This window comes from Streptomyces sp. NPDC007917 (genome assembly GCF_042959105.1).
Taxonomy (GTDB): domain Bacteria; phylum Actinomycetota; class Actinomycetes; order Streptomycetales; family Streptomycetaceae; genus Streptomyces.
On sequence record NZ_JBIBKK010000002.1, the window covers coordinates 544,152 to 563,787 of the forward strand.

At 69.8% G+C, this 19,636-nt stretch carries 17 protein-coding genes and 2 pseudogenes; 6 read left to right on the forward strand and 13 right to left on the reverse strand.

Annotation, left to right across the window (positions count from 1 at the left end; translation table 11 throughout):
• Positions 1-221 precede the first annotated feature (221 nt).
• From ACFZDL_RS05230 to ACFZDL_RS05265, 8 genes and pseudogenes are all read right to left on the reverse strand, one after another.
• On the reverse strand, positions 222-1,001 hold the full coding sequence (locus ACFZDL_RS05230; protein WP_353592019.1) for a MerR family transcriptional regulator: 780 nt from the start codon (positions 999-1,001) through the stop codon (positions 222-224).
• Positions 1,002-1,016: 15 nt separating this feature from the next.
• Positions 1,017-1,778 carry an ABC transporter permease gene (locus ACFZDL_RS05235; protein WP_353592020.1) on the reverse strand — a complete coding sequence of 254 codons (762 nt, stop codon included), beginning with the start codon at positions 1,776-1,778 and terminating at the stop codon, positions 1,017-1,019.
• A gap of 9 nt (positions 1,779-1,787) precedes the next feature.
• Positions 1,788-2,600 (reverse strand): ATP-binding cassette domain-containing protein, encoded by an 813-nt coding sequence (locus tag ACFZDL_RS05240; RefSeq protein ID WP_353592021.1) that lies wholly within the window; start codon positions 2,598-2,600, stop codon positions 1,788-1,790.
• Positions 2,601-2,708: 108 nt separating this feature from the next.
• Positions 2,709-4,925: an NACHT domain-containing protein gene (locus ACFZDL_RS05245; protein WP_353592022.1), complete on the reverse strand. Its 2,217-nt coding sequence runs from the start codon at positions 4,923-4,925 to the stop codon at positions 2,709-2,711.
• 130 nt (positions 4,926-5,055) lie between these two features.
• A pseudogene (locus ACFZDL_RS05250) lies at positions 5,056-5,307 on the reverse strand (phosphatase PAP2 family protein); the annotation flags it as partial.
• Positions 5,288-5,576, reverse strand: a pseudogene (locus ACFZDL_RS05255) (DedA family protein); the annotation flags it as partial. The pseudogenes ACFZDL_RS05255 and ACFZDL_RS05250, both read right to left, overlap by 20 nt.
• Positions 5,577-5,680: 104 nt before the next feature.
• Positions 5,681-6,721 carry a hypothetical protein gene (locus ACFZDL_RS05260; RefSeq protein WP_353592023.1) on the reverse strand — a complete coding sequence of 347 codons (1,041 nt, stop codon included), beginning with the start codon at positions 6,719-6,721 and terminating at the stop codon, positions 5,681-5,683.
• A 346-nt stretch (positions 6,722-7,067) separates the two neighbouring features.
• Complete coding sequence (locus tag ACFZDL_RS05265) at positions 7,068-7,778, reverse strand: alpha/beta fold hydrolase (RefSeq protein ID WP_353592024.1); 711 nt, start codon at positions 7,776-7,778, stop codon at positions 7,068-7,070.
• Between the two features lie 250 nt (positions 7,779-8,028).
• Between ACFZDL_RS05265 and ACFZDL_RS05270 the strand changes: the two genes are divergently transcribed.
• From ACFZDL_RS05270 to ACFZDL_RS05285, 4 genes are all read left to right on the forward strand, one after another.
• Positions 8,029-8,832, forward strand: coding sequence for a helix-turn-helix transcriptional regulator (locus tag ACFZDL_RS05270; protein WP_353592025.1), 804 nt, complete (start codon positions 8,029-8,031; stop codon positions 8,830-8,832).
• Positions 8,833-8,892: 60 nt separating this feature from the next.
• Positions 8,893-9,555 carry a DUF6585 family protein gene (locus ACFZDL_RS05275; protein WP_353592026.1) on the forward strand — a complete coding sequence of 221 codons (663 nt, stop codon included), beginning with the start codon at positions 8,893-8,895 and terminating at the stop codon, positions 9,553-9,555.
• 203 nt (positions 9,556-9,758) lie between these two features.
• On the forward strand, positions 9,759-10,106 hold the full coding sequence (locus ACFZDL_RS05280) for a helix-turn-helix domain-containing protein (RefSeq protein WP_353592027.1): 348 nt from the start codon (positions 9,759-9,761) through the stop codon (positions 10,104-10,106).
• Positions 10,107-10,156: 50 nt separating this feature from the next.
• Positions 10,157-10,675 (forward strand): zinc-binding dehydrogenase, encoded by a 519-nt coding sequence (locus ACFZDL_RS05285; protein WP_353592028.1) that lies wholly within the window; start codon positions 10,157-10,159, stop codon positions 10,673-10,675.
• 338 nt (positions 10,676-11,013) lie between these two features.
• On the opposite strand, the gene ACFZDL_RS05290 is transcribed toward ACFZDL_RS05285, so the two are convergent.
• Entirely contained in the window at positions 11,014-11,763 is a 750-nt protein-coding gene (locus ACFZDL_RS05290) for an SDR family oxidoreductase (RefSeq protein ID WP_353592029.1), read from the reverse strand.
• 94 nt (positions 11,764-11,857) lie between these two features.
• Between ACFZDL_RS05290 and ACFZDL_RS05295 the strand changes: the two genes are divergently transcribed.
• Positions 11,858-12,466, forward strand: coding sequence for a TetR/AcrR family transcriptional regulator (locus ACFZDL_RS05295; RefSeq protein ID WP_353592030.1), 609 nt, complete (start codon positions 11,858-11,860; stop codon positions 12,464-12,466).
• Between the two features lie 67 nt (positions 12,467-12,533).
• Here the strand turns inward: ACFZDL_RS05295 and ACFZDL_RS05300 are convergent, their stop codons facing one another.
• Positions 12,534-13,754, reverse strand: coding sequence for an amidohydrolase family protein (locus tag ACFZDL_RS05300; RefSeq protein WP_353592031.1), 1,221 nt, complete (start codon positions 13,752-13,754; stop codon positions 12,534-12,536).
• Between the two features lie 236 nt (positions 13,755-13,990).
• Here ACFZDL_RS05300 and ACFZDL_RS05305 point away from each other — a divergent pair, with 236 nt between their 5' ends.
• Positions 13,991-14,659 (forward strand): TRIC cation channel family protein, encoded by a 669-nt coding sequence (locus ACFZDL_RS05305; protein WP_353592032.1) that lies wholly within the window; start codon positions 13,991-13,993, stop codon positions 14,657-14,659.
• Between the two features lie 112 nt (positions 14,660-14,771).
• Here ACFZDL_RS05305 and ACFZDL_RS05310 read toward each other — a convergent pair whose 3' ends face one another.
• The 3 genes from ACFZDL_RS05310 to ACFZDL_RS05320 all read right to left on the reverse strand — a co-directional run bounded on the left by ACFZDL_RS05310 (position 14,772) and on the right by ACFZDL_RS05320 (position 19,556).
• A complete protein-coding gene (locus tag ACFZDL_RS05310) occupies positions 14,772-17,057 on the reverse strand; it encodes a protein kinase (protein ID WP_353592033.1) in 2,286 nt (761 codons plus the stop codon).
• Between the two features lie 134 nt (positions 17,058-17,191).
• Complete coding sequence (locus tag ACFZDL_RS05315) at positions 17,192-18,250, reverse strand: phosphotransferase (RefSeq protein WP_353592034.1); 1,059 nt, start codon at positions 18,248-18,250, stop codon at positions 17,192-17,194.
• Positions 18,251-18,317: 67 nt separating this feature from the next.
• Complete coding sequence (locus ACFZDL_RS05320; RefSeq protein WP_353592035.1) at positions 18,318-19,556, reverse strand: glycoside hydrolase family 30 beta sandwich domain-containing protein; 1,239 nt, start codon at positions 19,554-19,556, stop codon at positions 18,318-18,320.
• Positions 19,557-19,636: the final 80 nt, after the last annotated feature.

Below are 19,636 nucleotides of genomic sequence, written 5' to 3' on the forward strand. Positions count from 1 at the left end.
ACCGACAGAGCGCCCGCACACCGTCGCAGACCACTGCGATGCACCTCCCCCTCCCGCCGGGACCGACGTCATGTCACCCGCCGCTGCCGCGATGCCGCGCCCCCGAGACCTGCCCGCTGCGACACTCCGCGAATCTTGGTTCTGGATCGCTTTTCGGTGCTGGAGCCACGGATCACGGCCACCTGCAACTGATGCCGTTCAGAACGAGCGCCATCCGTGCGTCAAGTGCCTTTGAATCTGTCGGCAGGCACTCGCTCGATGCGGGTCCAGCCCTTCCAGCCCCGCTCCTCCAGGATCGCCAGGAGCCGCACGGCGCCCGGCGAGGACTCGACCATGTTTGAGTCCAGCAGGTCGACGAACTGGTCGTCGAAGCCGTCGGCACCCACCTCGCCGGCCTCCACCGCGCGAATCCTCAGGCGCTCCAGGATGTCGGCGATCTCAATGATCCGCGGATCGTCGGCCGGCCGGTCGAGTGTCTCGTTGATCAGGCTGTAGAGCTTCACCATGTCGGGGTCGTCCAGCTGCTCGTGCTTCGCGGCGATCACGGAGTCGATCAGGTGCGGCACCTGGGAGGCGATCATGATCCAGGCATCCCGCTCCATCTCGATGTACCGCTCCTTGACGCCGAGACCGCGCAGCCGGTCGAGGTAGTCCGCGACGCTCTGCGGGAGCGCCAGGTGCTCTCCGGCGGCGAGCCGGGCGAGCCGTTTGCGGGTGCCTTGCAACCGCCGGATCCTGGCGCGCAGTTCCTTGTCGATCTCCTGGACGCCGTCGGCGAACTCCTCCGGGCCGGCGTCGAGGAGTTCCTGCACCCGGGCCAGTGGCACGCCGGCATCGGCCAGGGTATGGATCTGGATCAGTCGCACCACCGCGGCAGCGCCGTAGGTCCGGTATCCGGACTGGTCGCGTTCGGGCTCCGGCAGCAGCCCGATCTTGTGGTAGTGGCGTACCGCCCGCACCGTCACCCCGGCGTACGCCGCTAGCTGGCTGATGGTGAGCATGGGTCTCAGCCTGCCTCAGGCGATCTTCCGGCGGTAGGCGGCCATCGCGCAGACGTACGCCACGACGAGGATGCCGACGCACCAGGCGAGGGCGGTCCAGATGTCGTCGCCGACCGGCTGTTGGGCGAACAGGTGGCGGATCGTGTTGACGATGGACGTCACCGGCTGGTTCTCGGCGAAGGCGCGCACCGGGCCGGGCATGGTCTGCGTGGGCACGAACGCCGAGCTGACGAACGGCAGGAAGATGAGCGGGTAGGCGAACGCGCCCGCGCCCTCGACCGACGCCGCGGAGAGTCCGGGGATCACGGCGATCCAGGTCAGCGCCAGGGTGAACAGGAGCAGGATGCCGGCGACGGCGAGCCATTCCAGCACTCCTGCCCCCGAGCGGAAACCCATGAGCACAGCGACACCCACGACGATCACGAGCGAGATCAGGTTGGCGACCACAGAGGTGATGACATGTGCCCACAGCACGCCCGACCGTGCGATCGGCATGGACTGGAACCGCTCGAAGATCCCGCTCTTCATGTCGGTGAAGAGCCGGTACGCGGTGTAGGAGATGCCCGACGCGATCGTGATGAGCAGGATGCCGGGCAGCATGTAGTTCACGTACGAACCCGACCCGGTGTCGATCGCGCCGCCGAACACGTAGACGAACATCAGCATCATGGCGATCGGCGTGATGACGGTCGTCATGACGGTGTCCACGCTGCGTGTGACGTGGCGCAGGGTCCGTCCCGTGAGCACGGCGGTGTCGCCGAAGAAGTACGTGGTCATCCTTGTTCCCTAGTTGTTCGTGCCGGTGGCGTGGCTCTTGTCGTCGCCGCTCTTGTCGTCGCCGCCGATGATCGCGAGGAAGATCTCCTCCAGCGTCGGCTGCTTCTCGACGTACTCGACCGTGGCGGGCGGGAGGAGCTGCTTGAGCTCGGCGAGGGTGCCGTTCGCGATGATCCGACCCTGGTGGAGGATCGCGATCCGGTCGGCGAGCTGTTCGGCTTCGTCGAGGTACTGCGTGGTGAGCAGCACCGTCGTGCCGTGCCCGGCGAGCTGCTTGACCGTCTGCCACACCTCGATGCGCCCCTCGGGGTCGAGACCGGTCGTCGGCTCGTCCAGGAAGATCACCGGCGGATTCCCGATGAGGCTCATCGCGATGTCCAGCCTGCGGCGCATCCCGCCCGAATACGTGGACACCTTCCGCGCGCCCGCGTCAATCAGCGAGAAACGCCTCAGCAGGTCGTCCGCGATCGCGCCCGGGTCCTTGAGGTGGCGCAGCCTGGCGACGAGTACGAGGTTCTCCCGACCGCTGAGGATCTCGTCGACGGCCGCGAACTGCCCGGTGAGGCTGAAGGACTCCCGCACGTTCGCCGGTTGCGCAGCGACGTCGAAGCCGTTGACACCGGCTGTGCCCGCGTCGGCCTTCAGGAGCGTGGCGAGGATCCTCACGGTCGTGGTCTTGCCCGACCCGTTCGAGCCGAGCAGGGCGAAGATGCTGCCCCGCGCCACGTCGAAGTCCACGCCGCGCAGCACCTTGAGCGTCCCGTACGACTTCTCGAGGCCCTGCACACGAATCGCCGGACCGGCGATCGGTTGGGTCATCATGGTCATCTGCCTCCTTCGCGGAGCTGTTCCGGTCGACTCCGAGGAAGCTCCTGCGAGAAGGATGGAGGGTTGACCCAGCGTCAAGGTCAAGCCGGCCCAGACCGCGGGTCAGGTGGCGGGCGGCCAGGGCTGCTGAGCGAGGTGGCGTTGCAGGTCGAGGTGGCGGAACTGGTACACCGCCCCTACCTGCCGCAGAACACCACGCTGCTCGTGCGCATCGCGGAGGAACGCCATGAGATTCCAGGGGGCTCGGCGCCGCACCGCCAGATGGACCGCGGTCACCGCGAAGTACACCCACGCCGCTGTCTCCGCCAGCCCGGCCGCGAGCCCGAACGCGAGCCCGAACGCCAGTCCGCCCGCGAGACCGACCGCGAGCTTGACCACGAGCTCGACCATGAGCCCGACCACGAGCCCGGAAAGGAGCCCGATGGTGAGAAAGGTGCGGCGATCCTGCGTGAGCAGCGTGGTCGGACCGACCATGGTGGCCAGGTCGGGCTTGTCTCCCTTGAGTGCGCCCGCGAGTGCGCCCGCGAGTCCGAACGCGAACCCCACTGCGGGCCCGGCCACCAGGGCGGCCACGAGCCCGACCGTCAACCCGAACGCGAGCCTGCGCGCGAGGAGGTCGGATGACCAGCGCAGCTGTGTGCTCGGCGCCCCGGGGTACATGCTCCGGGCCTCCAGCCCGAGCACCAGTCCGCCCGCGATCCCGAACACGAGTCCGGCCGTGCGCCCGGCCGCGAGGCCGACCGCGCATCCGGCCGCCGGCCCGACGGCGAGGCCGGCCGCGAGCCTGCGCGCGAGGGGGCTGGATGACCAGCGCAGCCGGGTGCTCGGCGCCCCCGGGTACATGCTCCGGGCTGCGAGTCCGACCGCGAGTCCGGCCGCGAGCCCCACCGCAGGCCTGACGGCGAGCCCGACCGCGAGCCCGGCCGCCAGCCCGAATACGAGCCCGACTGTGCGGCGGGGGGTGTGAGGAGGGAGGGCATGGTGGAGTTCCCACCATGCCAGGTCGGGGTTGCCGTCGTGGTGGGCCTGCAGGTGCCGGGCCAGGAGTACCAGGGTGCGGTGGGCCTGGGGCGCGGACCAGCGGGGCGGGTAGGGGTGGTGGTGGGTGTAGGCGGCGGGGATGAAGGCGTTGAACAAGTGGGTGTCGAGGGCGGCGCGGGTGGGGAAGGCGGCGGTGTCGCACAGTTCGTCCGGGTGAGGCACAGCGCCGGATCCTGGCCGGGTGTGGGGGCGGGGGTTGTAGATGGTGCGGGCGAGGAACAGGCCGAGGGGGGTGCTCAGGGCCTGTCCGACGGGTGTCTCGGTGCCCAGGTGCGTGGTCACGGTGTTCCACCGGGCGGCGGACGGGGTGTGCGGGCCGCCGGCGTCGCGGCGCAGATAGGCGGCCGCCTGCTCAGGGGCCAGTGGGAGCAGGTGAATGCCGGTGGCACCGTTGAGCCGCACCATGCTGTCAGGGCGGGTGAGGGCGTCTCGGTAGGGGGCGGCGCGGCTGGCCACCACCACGGGCTGGCGGGCGGACAGGGCCCGGTTGAGGGCGTCGAGTGACATCTGGTGCAAGGCGGGCGGCAGTTCATCGAAGCCGTCCAGGATCGGCAGGATCCGCCGGGCGTCCAGCAGTGCCCGGGCCAGATCGACCTGGCTGCCCCCAGCCGCCGTCCCGGCAGCGGTCGCGGGGGCGCGGAGACCTGGGTAGCTGCGCCGCAGTTGCTCGGCCAGCCAGTCCTGGAGGGGCTGGTGGACGGGGTTCCAGGAGGCGAGGGAGAACAGCACCGGCACGGGCCCGCCGCCTGTCCGCTGTTCGATCAGGTCCTGGAGCAGGCGGATGAGCAGCATGGTCTTGCCGGAGCCGGGCTCGCCGAGGACCACCAGGCGGCGGGTGGGCACCCGCCGCGTGAACACCTCGCCGATCTGCCTGTCAGCGCCCGCCAGACCCGCGGCGTCCGCGGGCCAGTGGGCCGGGTCATCCGGTGGGCCGCCGGGCCAGGCGCGGGCCAGTTCGGCCAGCAGGGCCCAGGGCTCCACCAGGTCCGCGTCGGCGGGGCGCCAAGCGACCGGCAGCGGGTACGGGTCGTTCATCCGGCGGACGGCGGCCTCATCGTCCCACTGCTTGGCCACTGCTTGTGCCAGCTGGTCGGCAGCCGTCTCGAGATCGAGCGCGGTCGCGTCGGCCCGGTCGTGCTGAAAGGCCTTCCAGGCCAGGTAAGCGGGCGCCAGGGTGGGCAGCAACGCGGCCGTTGTCGCGGCTGTGCCCAACGCGAAGTACCGGGCCAGCGTCACCGCCCCAACGGCCCCCAGCACCAGCAGTAACAGGTACCACATGCCCACGCGCTTCGGCCCTCGGCCGTATTCTCCCCGTTCCACAGGAGTCATGATGTCGCGTCTTGTAAGCGGCCGGGCACCGTTCGTAGCAATGCGGGGTTTCTTTCTGGCCCTGCGGCGCCCCTGCGGTTCACGGGGCGGCCAGGAGCGGACGCAGCACAGTGGCGCTCAGGCGACGGGCAAGCGTCTGCGCCCACCGCCGCGCAAGGATCATCGCAGCGAAGGCCACGAGCCCGCCCACGAGCACGCCGACCGCGACGTCGTGCGGATAGTGCACGCCGACCCAGACCCGGGAGGCCGCCATGGCGAGCGCGGCCACGGCCGCGACCGCTCCCAGGCGGCGTGAGACGAACAGCAGCGCCACGGCGGTCGCCGCCGCGAGCGAGCAGGGCACCGCCGGCCCGGCGCCCGATCAGATAACCGCACTGCGCACCCGCCAGCGCACCAAACGCCACGGCGGCCGGCAGGGGCCCCAGGGACAGCCGTACGCCATACTCCCCCGTGCCCGTGCACAGCAGGCCCGCCGTGAACAACAGGGAGTCGCCCGGCAGGAAGCAGCCGATCAGCAGTCCCGTCTCGGCGAACATCACCGCGCTGACGCCCAGTACGCCGAAGGCGGCCAGCAGCGAGGTGCGCGTTGAGCGGGTTCACAGCGAGCTGCGATGGAGCGCGCCGCCGACGAGGCGGCCGCCACTGCTGTCGGCGACCGGCGCCTGGCCGCCCGCGCGGTGATCTCGCCGCTGGGTGGCTCCCTGCTACGGTGCGTGACCGACGGCGAAGACCAGGTAAGCGCCGTAGAACGCGGACAGGGTGGTCGTCGAGCCCAGCAGGAGGACACGCACGCAGCCGGAGCGCACGCGTGCCAGCCCGATCGCAAGCGGCAGCAGCAGGGGGAAGGCGGGCAGGAGGAATCGGGCCCGGACGCCGAAGAACGCCGAGTCCCCGACAGCGATCACCAGCAGGCCCACGCTGTACACGACGAGCGGCAGCGGCTGGCCGTGCGTCACCGCCACGGCCGCGAGGGCTATGGCGGCGCACAGCACGAGCGCCACGACCACCGAGGCGAACGGCACAGATGTGGTGTGAAGGAAGACCCGGACCAGCTGCTGGCGGACTGTGGTGACCCCCCAGTCGAATCGGGCACCCCACAGTTTCTGGACGTCGAAGTAACCGTCCCAGCGGCCGAGCTGGGTGCCCACCCATGTGACGAACCCCAGCCAGCCCAGCGGGGCGATCACCGCCCCCGCACAGGGCCGCCACCATGCCATCCCCGGCCGCCGGGCCGGACATCTGCGGATTCGCACCAAGGCGACGGCTGCCGCCCCGTCGATCGCGACCACCAGAGCCACCGCACTGGGCCGGGTCAGCCCCGCCAGCGCGCACAGGACGCCGGCCCATACCCAGCGCTGGGTCAGCGCCGCGTACAGCGACCAGGCGGCCAAGGCTGTGAACAGTGCCTCCGTGTAGGCCATGCTCTCCACCACGGCATGCGGCAGCGCTCCCCAGAGCACCGCGGCCGGCACTCCGATGTGCTTGCCGTAGCGCCAGGCGGCGACGGCGAAAATCCCCCAGGCCGCGGTCAGGGACGCCAGCCAGGAGACCAGAAGAGCGGCATACGGGACGGGCAGCCACGTCAGGGCGTGCACGAGCCGGATCAGGGCCGGATACAGCGGGAAGAACGCCAGGTCGGAGTAAGCGTTCCCCACCTGCGCACTGGTCGCGAGTACGGCCAGGCCGCGGTCGTATCCGTTCGCCGCGATATTCCCGTACCGCTCGGCGTCCCATATCGTCGCCAACCTTCCCAGTGCTGGATCTCCACGCCGGTGGCCCCAGTACAGGAGCACCGCCACCCCGACGGCCCGCACGATGGCGAACCCCAGCACAGCGGGCGCCGCCTCACGGGCTGCCGCACGCAACCGGTGGCATCGAACGGGCACGGCTGCCCCCTGCTTCGACGGTGATGGCCGACGGCCGGGGTTCCACGAGGCGATCCCCTGCGCGGAGAAGCGGCTTCAATTCATGCGGCATCGCCACGTCCTCCCTGGCCATACCGTCACCATGGCATCCCGTGGCCACCCGCACGCGCCGGAGTCGTCCACACGGATGACCAGGGCATGTTCCGGAACCGCGCTTGTGCGGCCGTCAATGGCAGGCCTGTCGTCTGTGCGTCGACGCGTCCGCGACGCGTTCGCCGAGCAGTAGTGCGGCGACCGCCTCCGGAGCCTCATGCATTGCGTCGTGGCCGGTTGGGAGGTCGTGGACCTGCCATTCGGGATCGGCTCGGAGCCGGGTGCGGAGGTCGGCGAACGGCGTCCGGTCCTCCCATCCCGAGCAGTAGATGAACTCGCGACGGGGAACCTGGGCGAGCGTGCCTGTGAGCCGGATCGTTTGCAGGAACGAGGCGAGGGGATGGGGACGGCGGCGGGGATCACCCCCGGCCGGCGGTCGGACGGCATAGCCAGTGGCCGCAGCGCCGGCAACGAACGCTTCCCGGTAGCGCTCGGTCGTCGACGACCAGCACGACTCGCCATCGAGCGGTACGTAGGCGTCGAGATGCACCAGTCGCGAGACCCGGCCGTCAGCGCGATCGGCGGCGGCGGCGATCACCATCCCGCCGTAGCTGTGGCCGACCAGCGTCGCGCTGGTGATGTGGGCGCGATCGAGGAGCCGCAACACGTCGTCGGCGTGCGTGTCGAGGTTGGCGGTCGCGACCGTCGCGTTGTCGTCGTCCGGCCGCAGACCGGTCAGGGTCAGGGCGTGAACGGCATGACCGGCGCGCTCCAACAGCGGAACCACCGCCTCAAACGACCAGGAGCCGTGCCAACCGCCGGGCACCAGGACGAACGTCGCCATGCGTTTCTCCTTCTCTCGAGCCGCGGCATCGAGGCACGCCGCCTCGATGCCATGTGGTGCGGTCGGGCGCTTCGCGCGGCTGAGGACCACTCCGCATGGAGGCAGTGTCACCGGATCAGGGCATGGCCGGCTAACGATAGGATGCCAACTGATGCCCGTTCGCCGCCAACCTTCCCTGAACGCCGGTGTGACGTCACATGTGTGGCCGTCCGGCGGGCGCCACCTCTGGCCATCCGGCGGAACAAGCGCAGTGCGGTCGCACGCACGGGGACACCTGGTCTACGCGGCCAGCGGCGTCTTGACCGTTCACTCCAAGCGCGGCACGTCGATCGTTCCCGCCAACCGGGTCGCCTGGACCCCCGCCGGGTTCACGCACCATCACCGCGCCCACGGCGACACCGACATGCGGATCGTCTTCCTCGCGCCGTCCCTCGCCCGGCTCGTACCGGACCATCCCGCCGTGTTCCTGGCCTCCGGCCTCGTCCGCGAGGTCCTGCTCGCCCTGACCGGCCCCCGCAACTACGGCGACGCCGCACCTGGCTACAGCCGCTCCGCCCGATCTCGCCTCCTTCGCGTCCTCGTCGATGAACTCCGCGAAGCACACGAACAGCCACTGCACCTGCCGGAGCCACGGGACGACCGGCTGCGAGCCATCGCCCGGATGCTGTACGAGACGCCGGCGGACAACGCCACGCTGGCCGAACTCGGGAAGACGATCGGAGCCAGCACGCGCACCCTCAGCCGACTGTTCCGCAACGAACTCGGCATGACCTTCTACGAGTGGCGCACGCAGCTCCGCATCCACCACGCGCTCGTGCTCCTCGCCGACGGCCACGACACCACCCAGACCGCCTACGCCTGCGGATGGGCCAACCCCAGCAGCTTCATCTCAGCGTTCACCAACATCATCGGAACGACCCCGGGCCGTTACCGAACCAGTCACCAGACCACCGCCCACGCCGATGTGGTCCGTGAGCCGCCACGCCCACCTGGAAGACTGGGGAACTCGACGAGCGGGAAGGGGACACACGGTCTGGTGTACGGTGCGGGCTGATGTCGGCCTGCCCAAACACGGGAGCGGAGCCGCGTCGAGCGGCTTCAGGTGGGAGACGACGTGCAGCGGAGCGACGGCATACCAGTGCCCGCCTCCTTCTCGGGCATCGCATCGAACCGCGCCATGGGCGGGCTTGTGCACGCCATGAGCGGCGGTTCCCGGCTCCAGGCCTGGCGGAACAAACAGCTGGTGATCACCGTCTACGAGCACGGCAGCGTCGTCGGCCTCGCCGACGACCCGGCCCCCTTCCACTTCCGCTACGACGAGGTGGCCAGCTTCATCCAGGACATGGTCAAGCGATACGTCAACCAGAGCTACCGCGGCACAACCACCACCTGTTGGGTCAGCCTCAACGATGGCCGCAATCACCGATTCCAGGGCCACTCCACCCGGACGGAACGCAATATCGTCGACGATTTCCGCCAACTCGTCGACCCGAAGATCGCCGCAGCGCAACTCCCCGGAATGTACGCGACCCTGCGCCAAGGCCAGGCTGTGGCCTTCGGCGCCTACGTCCTGGAGCCGAGTGCGCTCACCACAGGGACCGGCCGCAAGCACAAACGGCTCCCCTGGGCCCAGGTCGAACAAGTCACCTTGGAACGCGGCCTCGTGAAGGTGACCGAGCGAGGGCGGCGCGGCACCTGGGCCACCGCGAGCATCTCCGCCGTCCCCAATCTCACCGCCTTTCTGAACCTGGTGCGCGAAGCGCAGGCAGGTGTGTGAAACGGCGTCGGGCCCGGTGGGGGCGCCGGTCCGTGCGAGTCGGCGCGGACGGGCGAGAGCCGGTAGCCACCCTCATGGAGTACGACCTCATGGAGTACGACGTGGCGAGTCGAAGCGTCCTTCGCGTATCTGCGATGAATGCTTGCTTCGATGACAGTCGTACTATGGGGTAACTGCACCGACGCTGTTTTCAAGGAGTCACTGTGGCTCGTCCTCGCGCTGCCGCCCGGACCGTGGACCACCCCGACCTGGCCCAGGTTTCCCTCCAGCAGGTTCTGGAGGCGCTGGTGGACCCCGTGCGCCGGCTGGTGGTGTCGCAGTTGGTTCGGGCGGATGAGGATCTGAGCTGCGGCACGTTCGATGCGCCGGTGTCGCTGTCGACGCTCACACATCACTTCAACGTCCTGCGCGAGGCGGGTGTGATTCGCCAGTACTACGTGGGCACGGCGAAGATGAACACGCTGCGCAGCGATGAGATGGAGGAGCGGTTCCCCGGACTGCTCTCGGCGGTCATCGCGGCCTCCTCCGCCACGGAGGCGCCGGAGGCCTGAGGGGCCTCTCCCTCCGTGAGGTCGAGGACCGCGCTCCGGGCGCGGGCGAGGTGCGTACGCGTGTCGACGCGATCGGCCTGAACCGGGCCGAGATCATGTACCGGGACGGCGCGTACTTCTACCAACCCGTCTTCCCCGACTACGTCCTGATCACCGCGGCCTCCAGCAGCGTCGGCCTGGCCGCGATCCAGATCCCCGGCCACGTCGGCGGGATCCCGATCGCCACCACCCGCGGCCCGGGCAAGAAGCAGCGCCCCCTGGACGCCGGCGCGGCCGACGTCATCGTCACCGACGAGGAGGACCCGCCCGCCCGGACCAAGGAGATCACGGGCGGCGAGGGCGTGCGCCTGGCCTTCGACCCGATCGCGGGCCCCGGCGTCGAGACCCTCGCCCAGGGCATCGCCCCGGGCGGTTTCCTGGTCGTCAACGCGGGCCTCGCCTCGGGCTCCTTCGCCCCGGTCGTGGACCGCACGTTCGATCTCACCGAGATCGCCGAGGCCCACCGCTACCTGGAAGCCAACGGCCAGGTCGGCAAGATCGTCGTCACCGTCAGTCACGACGCGGCCTGACACACCCCCGGCCCCCGCACCGACACTCCCGTCCCAAGGCCTGCCGCCGTCCGCCCCACCGCAGGGCGAGCGGGCCGTCCGGAGGGCACGGCGTGCGCCCGCCTCCGGAGACAGGCCCTCTCTCGACCCCGTGCATCAAAGGAGTGAGATATGAACCGCGCTGTCCGTTTCCATGAGACCGGTGGACCCGAGGTCCTCGCGCCCGCCGGCGCGGTCGTCGCCCACCCCCAGCGCCTGTCGTTCGAGGAAGCCGCGTCCGTGTGGATGCAGTTCGTCACCGCCTACGGCGGCCTTGTTGGCGCCGCTGGTGATCGCGCGACGGACGTCGCCCGCGCGGGTCAGACCTGGGTCTCGCCGCCGTCGACGTACAGGTTGGCTCCGACGATGAAGCTGCTTTGCTCGGAGGCGAGGAAAGCCACCACGTTGGCGACCTCGTCCGGGTGCCCGATCCGGCCGAGTGGGCTGGCCGCGGCGAACTGTGCCTTGGTGACGGGCGTGTCCCCCGTACTGACGACAGCGTCGAGTCCAGGAGTGTCAATGGTGCCTGGGGAGATCGCGTTGACCCGGACGTTCCGGTCCTTGAGCTCGTTGGCCCACGTCCGGGCGAAGGACCGGATTGCCGCCTTGGAGGCCGCATACGTGCCGAACGCCGCGACACCGTCACCGGCGCGGACCGAGGAGTTCAGGATCACCGATGCGCCGTCGTTGAGCAGAGGCAGCGCCTTCTGCACGGTGAACAGCGTGCCGCGCACGTTGACACCGAAGGTCTGGTCGAAGTGCTGCTCGGTGATCTGCTCCAGTGTCGCGAACGAGGCGCTCGCCGCGTTCGCGAAGACCACGTCCAGGCCCCGGCCCCGGGCGCGGACCGCGTCGTACAGGCGATCCAGGTCGTTCAGGTTGGAGATGTCACCCACCACCGCGGTGGCTCTCGCCGGGCCGATGGTCTCCACGGCCTTGTCCAGCGCGGCCTTGCGCCGGCCGGTGATGAACACGTGCGCGCCCTCGGCTGCCAGCCGGATGGCGGTTGCCAGGCCGATCCCGGTACTGCCCCCGGTGATGACGGCGGTCTTGCCTTCAAGCTGTCCCATGTTGATGACCTCCTCAGATTTCAGTACCGATTGGTACCGAAAGCGAACGTAGCACATCTGTACCGACCGGTGCGGAAGAGGTATGATCGATGGCATGGAGACGCGGCAGAAGGCGCCAATCGGCCGACCGAGGGGTTTCGACACCGACGAGGCCCTGGAGCGCGCCATGCGGGTCTTCTGGGCACAGGGCTACGAAGGCGCCAGCCTCACCGACTTGACCAAGGCCATGGGCATCACCCGCACCAGCATGTACGCGGCCTTCGGCAACAAAGAGGACCTGTTCCGCAAAGCCCTCGAGCGTTACACGGAAGGCCCTGCCTCGTACGCGGCCCGGGCCTTGCGGGAGCCGACCGCCCGGCAGGTGGCCACCGCGTTCCTGGGCGGCTCCGTTCGGGCCACCACGCGCCCCGGCTGCCCCACCGGGTGCCTGGGCGTCCAAGGATCCCTCGCCGCCGGCGACCCGGGACGCGGCGCCCGCGATGCCCTCATCGTCTGGCGCAATGAGGGCATTTCCCTTCTCCGCGACCGGTTCCAGGAAGCCGTCGACAATGGAGACCTGCCCCCCGGCACCGATCCCGGACTGCTGGCCCGCTACCTCATGACCGTGGCCAACGGCATCGCCGTCCAAGCCGCCAGCGGCGCTACGCGTGACGACCTGCAGCAGGTGGCCGACATGGCCCTGCGAAGCTGGCCGCCTTCCTGACGGCCCTGACGGCCCTGACGGCCGAGGACACCTGCCCGCGATGCCCCGCGTGGTCAGAGGTCTGCTGTCACCGGATGGGAGTGCGGTGCACGGCGCCGCCCCGCATGACGAAGTCGATGCCCGCAACGGCCGTGATGTCGTCGAAGGGGTCGGCGGGCAGTGCGACCAGGTCGGCGGTCGCGCCGGGCTGGAGGCGTCCGAGGTCGGGCCGGTCGAGCAGGTCGGCGGCGACGCTGGTGGCAGCGCGAAGCGCCCGCACGGTGGCGATACCGGTCTTGACCATCGCCGGAAACTCGCGCCAGTTTTCGCCGTGGGGAAACATGCCGGCGTCGGTGCCGAACGCGATGCGCACGTTGCTCGCGGCCACGTGGCGCGCCGACCGATGGAGCTGGTCGGCGTAGCGGGTGAACTTCACGCGTTCCGCCGGCTCCTTGCCCTCCCAGTAGCTGTCGTCGTCGAGGTGGTCGAGCGCGTCGAGGATCATGAACTGGGTCGGCACGAGGAACACGCCTCGCTCTGCCATCTGGGTCAGTGTCGATGCCGAAGCGAGGTTGCCGTGCTCGATCGAGCGAACTCCGGCGGTGACGGCACGTGAGACGCCCTCGTCGCCGTAGGCATGCGGCGTGCAGGGGATGCCCAGGTCGCGGGCCGTGGCGACCAGCGCGTTCATCTCCTCCTGCGTGTAGGTGGTCTGTGTGGGATCGTCGGCGGGAGTGGCGAAGCCGCCGGTGGCTCCGAACTTGATCCAGTCGGCGCCGGCACGGATGTTCTCGCGCACCCTGCGCATGATCTCGTCCGCGCCGTCTGCCAGCGCGCCGATCTCACGGTTGAAGTGTGACGCGAGCAACGTCGAGGCGTCGCCGTGCGCGCCCCGCGCGGAGATCAGGTACGGCGCGACGATCATCCGTGGACCCACGATGTGACCACAGGCGATGGCGTTGCGCAGGTACAGCGTGACCGGCTCGGCGGCGAAGGTGGCCAGGTCGCGGACCGTGGTGAAGCCACGGTGGAGCAGGTCACGCAATACCGGCAAGGCGCGCAGCGCAATCGCCGCGGACCCGTCGGACACGAAGGCCCGCAGGAGCCGGCTGGGATCGACGGTGGTGTGGATGTGGCAGTCGATCAGTCCCGGCAGCAGCATGCGATCGCCGAGTTCGACCACCTCGGCGCCGGCTCGGTCGACAGTCGGCCCGACCTCGGCGATCCGACCGTCGCGCACCGCCACCTCGGTGTGCCCGGAGGGCCGGTCCGCGAGTCCGTCCCAGCTCCGTCCGGCGATCAGCACCACCGCGCCTCGATCCGTGTCGCAGTCACGTGTTGTCACCGCCTTACCCTCCGCTTGCACCCCCCATCAGATGTCACTCGCTCGCCATTGGTCCCACCGGGGTCCAGGGTGCCAGCGGAGCGACGGGGCGCGCATCGCGTGTAGGCCGTTCGGGTCAACGCGGTGCGCGCACTGTGACCTGGTGAGACAGTGCCGAGGGCGTCAAGGCGAGCGACGGCGGGATGTGTGAAGGGTCGACGATGCATGGCTATGGAGTGTTGCACCTGGTACTCGACCTGCTGGGCACCTTCGCGTTCGCGTTGAACGGCGCGCTCACGGCGACGCGAGTGGCACGTCTGGACATCGTCGGCGTGCTCGCGCTCGCCATGGTGACCGCCCTGGGCGGCGGTGTGCTCCGGGACGTGCTCGCCGGCGCGCTGCCCCCGGCGACGTTCAGCGACTGGCGGTACCTGGCGGTCGCGGTGGCCGGCGGCATGGTCACGTTCCTGCTGTGGCGCCACCTGGAGCGCTATCGGACGCTGATCACGGTGTTCGACGCGGCCGGCCTCAGTCTGTTCGCGGTCACCGGCGCGACCACCGCGCTGGAGTATCACATCGGCGCGCCGCAGGCGGTGCTGCTCGGCGTGGTGACCGGCGTCGGCGGCGGCACGTTGCGCGACGTGCTGGTGTTGCGCTTGCCGACGGTGCTGTACGCGGACCTGTACGCGATCCCCGCGCTGCTGGGGGCCGGGATCACCGTCGCGTGCGAACGCACCGGTGTCTACGGTGTGCCCGCCGCGCTGGGGGCGGCCGTCGCGTGCTTCACACTGCGGATGATCGGCGACCACTACGGGCTCAACGCGCCAGGGCCGCACCGCGCCGGCGGCATCGCCCGGTCCGGCGACAGCTCGTGCGACGCCGCGCCATGACACAGGGCGCACGGCGATCACGCCGCGGCCCCGGATGCGCGATGCGTGGCCCCCGGCCCGAACTCACAGGTCAGCCAGCGGCGGTGGCCGCTTTCCCGCCGGGCCCAAAAGGTCACACGCGCACTGCCCACAGTGTGCCGCCGCCGTCGAGGAACACGATCGAGTCGCCGCTCGCGGCAGGCTCGCTCGTGGCCGTGCTGTCGAACTGGCCTGTCCAGAGCGTGCGGCCGTGCTCCACTTCGACGATCCTCACGCTGGTCCACTGCTGGAACACTCGTGCCTGCCCTGTCTCGGAGAGCAGGGCGTATGTGCCGGTGGTCTGCACTCGCTGAGTATCGGCCTGCCACCGTTTTGTGCCGTCGTCGGCGGCCAGGCACACCGGTCCCGATCCCGTGGGCAGGACGAACCCGCCTGCCACGCTCGTCGTCCCCTGTTCCTTCAGGCCAACCTCTTGGTACGTACTGCCGTAGGTCCAGGTCTGCTCGCCGGTGAGTGCGTTCAACGCGGTCGGTTTCCGGCGGGACCCCGCGGCCAGCGGAAGGAAGACCGTGGTGTCCGACACCAGCTCGTCGAGCGGCTGGAAGGCCCCGGAGACGAGGGTGTCCGGCTTGGTGTTCTGGAACGGGCTCCGCCACATCACCTCACCCGTGTCCGCCTTGCGGCAGACGAGGTCGACGGGGTCTGTCTTGCCGTCCTCGTAGCAGAGCAGGCCCTCACCGAGGGGCTGCACCAGGTCTCCCTGCGGCTGGAAGCCGGAGCGTGTCCACAGCTTCTTGCCCGTCTTGCCGAGTACTGCGGTTCCGCCGCTGCAGAGGATCAGGTCGCCGGCCAGGATCGCTGTGGATTGGTAGGGGGAGGATGCGTCGATCCCCCATCGCGAGGCGCCGGTGCGTGGATCGACTCCGGTCACGTAACCGTCCTCTGCGGTGATCAGCAGGCCGCTGGGCCGGTGCACATCCAGCCTCATGGCGCCGTAGGAGACCGACCGCTGCCACCGGCGCTCGCCGGTGGCAGCGTCGAAGGCGTGCACCAGTCCGCCTTTCTCAGCGGGGTCCTGGGTCAGGGCGAGTACCGTCCCGCCGACGACCGCGAAGCGTGTTTCCCGGGACCAGGCCACGTTGAGGGACGCCTTCCACAGACGCTTACCGGTGGCAAGGTCGAAGGTGTGGAGCGCGGCGGTGTCCTTGTCGTAGTGACCGGCGGCCACATGACACCGGCCGTCGGCCAGGACGACGTCCGGACCGTCGGAGTTGATCAGGTCGATGTCTGGGATCTTCTGCGACCAGGCGACCGGGTCCCGCTTGGGCTCGCCGGTCAGGTACATCGCCGCCGCCCCTCCGGCGACCGCGACCGCGGCGACGCCCGCGCCCCCCAGGAGCAGGGTGCGCCGGCTCATGCCTGTTCCGCCGGACGGCCCGGCAGGCGCCTGAACGGTGGATGCCGCCGCGAGATCGCCGGACACGGCGGCGGCCGGAGGCGGTGAGCCGGCCCCGTGCCCCTCCCGGTCGGCGACGGTGGGGGTGTAGCGAACCGCGGGTACGGCCTGCCGCGCACCACCGAAGCGCCGCAGCTCATCGGCGAGCACGGCGGCCGATGCGTATCGCTCGCGCGGGTCCTTGGCCAGCAGCCGACCGACCAGGCGGTCCCACGGAGCGGAGACGCCGGGCACGAAGCTGCTCGGCGCGGGGGGCGGATCGTGAAGGTGCGCCGTGACATACCCGAGGGTGTCCGGGGCATCGAACGGCAGCCGCCCGGTGAGCAGTTCGAACAGTACGCACCCGAGGGAGTACAGGTCGCTGCGCTGCTCGGGGCGCCCGCGTGCCTGCTCCGGTGCCATGTACGCGGCCGTGCCCACCATGAACCCGGTGTGGGTCAGCCGGTCACCGGTGGCCGAGGCGTCGGCGGCGCGGGCGATCCCGAAGTCGAGCACCTTCAGGTTGCCCGAGGCCATGACGAACAGATTCGCGGGCTTGATGTCGCGGTGGAGGATGCCGGCCGCATGCGCCTCGCCCAGCGCGTCGCACACCTGCGCCCCCCATCGCGCCACATCCTCCTCGCCGGCAGGCCCGCGCCGGACCACGGCGTCCAGGCCCTCGCCCCGGAGCAGTTCCATCACGAGGAACGGCGTCGTGCCCTGGCCGGTGGTTGCCTCACCGAGGTCGTGGACGGTCACGATATGGGGATGCTGAAGCGCGGCGGTGATCCGCGCCTCCCGCAGGAACCGGGCGCGCGCCTCGTCGGCCCGACTGCCGCCACCCGCGAGGACCGAGATCACCTTGACCGCGACCGGCCGCCGTAGACTGGCGTCCCGCGCCTCCCACACCTCCCCCATCCCGCCGCGCCCCAGCGGGCGCACCAGGCGGTAGCGGTCAGCGAGTATCAGATCGCGGTCGTCCACAGCCCCAAGTCCCCCGGCGGTAAGTGGTTCTCACTAGGCAGCGTTGATCGTAGACCGTGTCCCCCGATGACACAGGACCCGGCGACAGCAGACACCGCCCCATCCGCGAAGGCACTCGGAGATCACACAGGCTGTCAGTACCGAGGTCGGGTGTCCTGCGCGGGCAGTGGGCGCAGGGTGGGCCAGCGTTCCAGCAGGCGTGCGGCCAGGGCCGCGCTGAGGTGGCCGAGTGCGTGCAGATGGTCGTGGTCGCGGGTCAGGCCGGCGACCACGTCGAGCCGGTGGACGAGGCGCTCCCGGGCGGAGACGTAGCCCCACTCGAAGTCCTCCGCCGGCACGCGTGCGAGGTGGTCGACCGATCCGCGGTGGGCGCGTTCGACGAGTGCGTCGCCACGGATCAGCCAGCCGGCGCAGGCGTCGGCGAGATCGCCGGGGACCTCCGTGCCGGTGAGACTCCGCCAGGTGGCACGGTAGATGTCCTCGGCTTCCGCGAGTGGCGCGGCCGTGACCGACATGGCACACCAGCAGGTCGGGAACCCGATGCGGAGGTAGGCGAGTTCGACCAGGCCGTTGCCCAGCGATGCCTGCTCGAAGTCGACGAAGCGGACACCGGTGGCGGTGCGCAGGTCGTTGCCGGGGCAGGGGTCGCCGTGCAGCAGCGCATGGTGGGGCGCGGGGTCGAGCCGGTCGATCAGGCCGGCGAGTTCGTTTGACACTGCGGGTGGGACGGGGACGTCAAGCGTCTTGGCGAGGGTGAGGAAGGACTCGGCGTCGGCGGCCGTCGGTCCGGACCAGGCGGGGAGCGTGCCCGTATCGGCCGGCCCGGTGAGCGCGTGCAGTCGGGCGAGGGACTCGGCGTAGCCCGGCATCCAGTCGTCGGCCACGCCGAGATCGTCCAGGTGTTCCAGGACCATCACGCGGGACGCCGGGTCCGTTCCGAGCAGCGCGGGCGCGACGGCGGGCCGGGTCGCCCGCGCGGCGAGCCGCAACGCGGCGACCTCCCGGGCATGGCGAGCATCCCCGTCGGGCCCGGTTCCGCCGCCGTCGGTGATCTGTTTGACGATCACGCGGCCACCACCACGCAGCTTGACTCGCCACACCCGGGAGCGCGGGCTGCTGTCCAGGAGCGTGGCCTCCGTGGGGCAGCCCACGGCGGAACGCAGTTCGTCGCTGATCGGCACCCGGGTCGGCATGGTGGTCAGCGTAGGACGTATTGACCGTCAGCATGCCCGCAATGGCCCCTGCTCGGTTCTGTTGGCCTTACTCGGTCATGAAGGTCGTCGCGCTACGAGCGGGAAGCCGGCCTGTGAAGGAGCCGTTCGACACGCTGATCCTGCCCTGGGCCGCGAGGCTCCTGCTTGCGTCCGTCAACCAGGACGACACTCCGGACGAGGTGTTGTTCTTCAGAGTGAACGACTGACTCACCGCCGAGGTGCCCTTGTTGATGGCGACGATGACAACCTTGGAGCCACTTCCCTTGTACGCCGAAGTGTAGACATTCGGCTGGGGATTCGAGGTGGCGTCGATCCGCACATGTCCCGGGCGGACGAACTTCGAGAAATGTGCCATGGCGGCGCCGCGCTTGCTGATTTTCCCGTCTTCCCTCATGGGACCGTAGCTACGCCGGATGTACCACCACACATATGCCTGGAACTCGGCGTCCACCAGGGCATGGTGGATGTGTTCCGCCACGTCGAGCGCTTGGGGCCAGAGGTCCGCTGAATCGCTGCTGTTGGGGTAGTAGACCTCGGTCATCCAGAGTTCTTTGCCACTGCCCTTTGCCTTGAAGAGGGGGTAGGGAAAGTTCTGGTACGGCGTGCCGTAGAGGTGAGCCCCGACAATGTCCAGGTTGGCGAGTGCCCCTGGGTCGTTGAGGATCGGGTCCGAGAAGCTCTTCACATACTGGAAGGACTCCGGCGCGATGACCTTGGTGCTGATCGAGCCGGCGTTCTCCCGCAGGAACCTGACCATCTCGCCGGAAGTCCACCACGTCCAGTCATGGGCGTAATCGGGCTCGTTCTGCACCGATATGGCGTACAGGTTCACCCCGTTGTCCCTCATGAACTTGCAGAAGTCGTTCAGGTGCTGCGCATAAGCGCCGTACATGTCGTATCGGAGCCGCTTCGCGTTGGTCTGACTGCCGTGGACGAAGGTCTCGACCATCTGAGCGGGGGGATTCCACGGCGAAGCGATGACGGTCGCCCCGTGCTCGATCGCACGCCTCGCCGTCGCCACCTCGCGGCTCCAGTTCGCCTGGCTCTCGTGGACGGGAATCCTCAGCACGGAAAACCCCAGCTGCCCCTCGCCGTTGCCGAATGCCGTGTCCCTCTGGGCAGGCGTCAGGTCGCTGATCCAGAGCGTGTGGTTCATACCGCCGAAGCCTCGGATCGTCTGCCGTTCCATCGACGGGTCGACGGTCACACCGGCAGCCGACGCCGCGGATGGCGCCCCGGACGCCCCCACGGCCGGCGTCGCCGCGAGGACCGGCAGGGCACTCATCGCCGCTACAACGGACCTCCGGCTCGGGAGTTGCGGCCCTGTGACCATGGAGTCCCTCCGATGTGACGTCATCGTTCCTC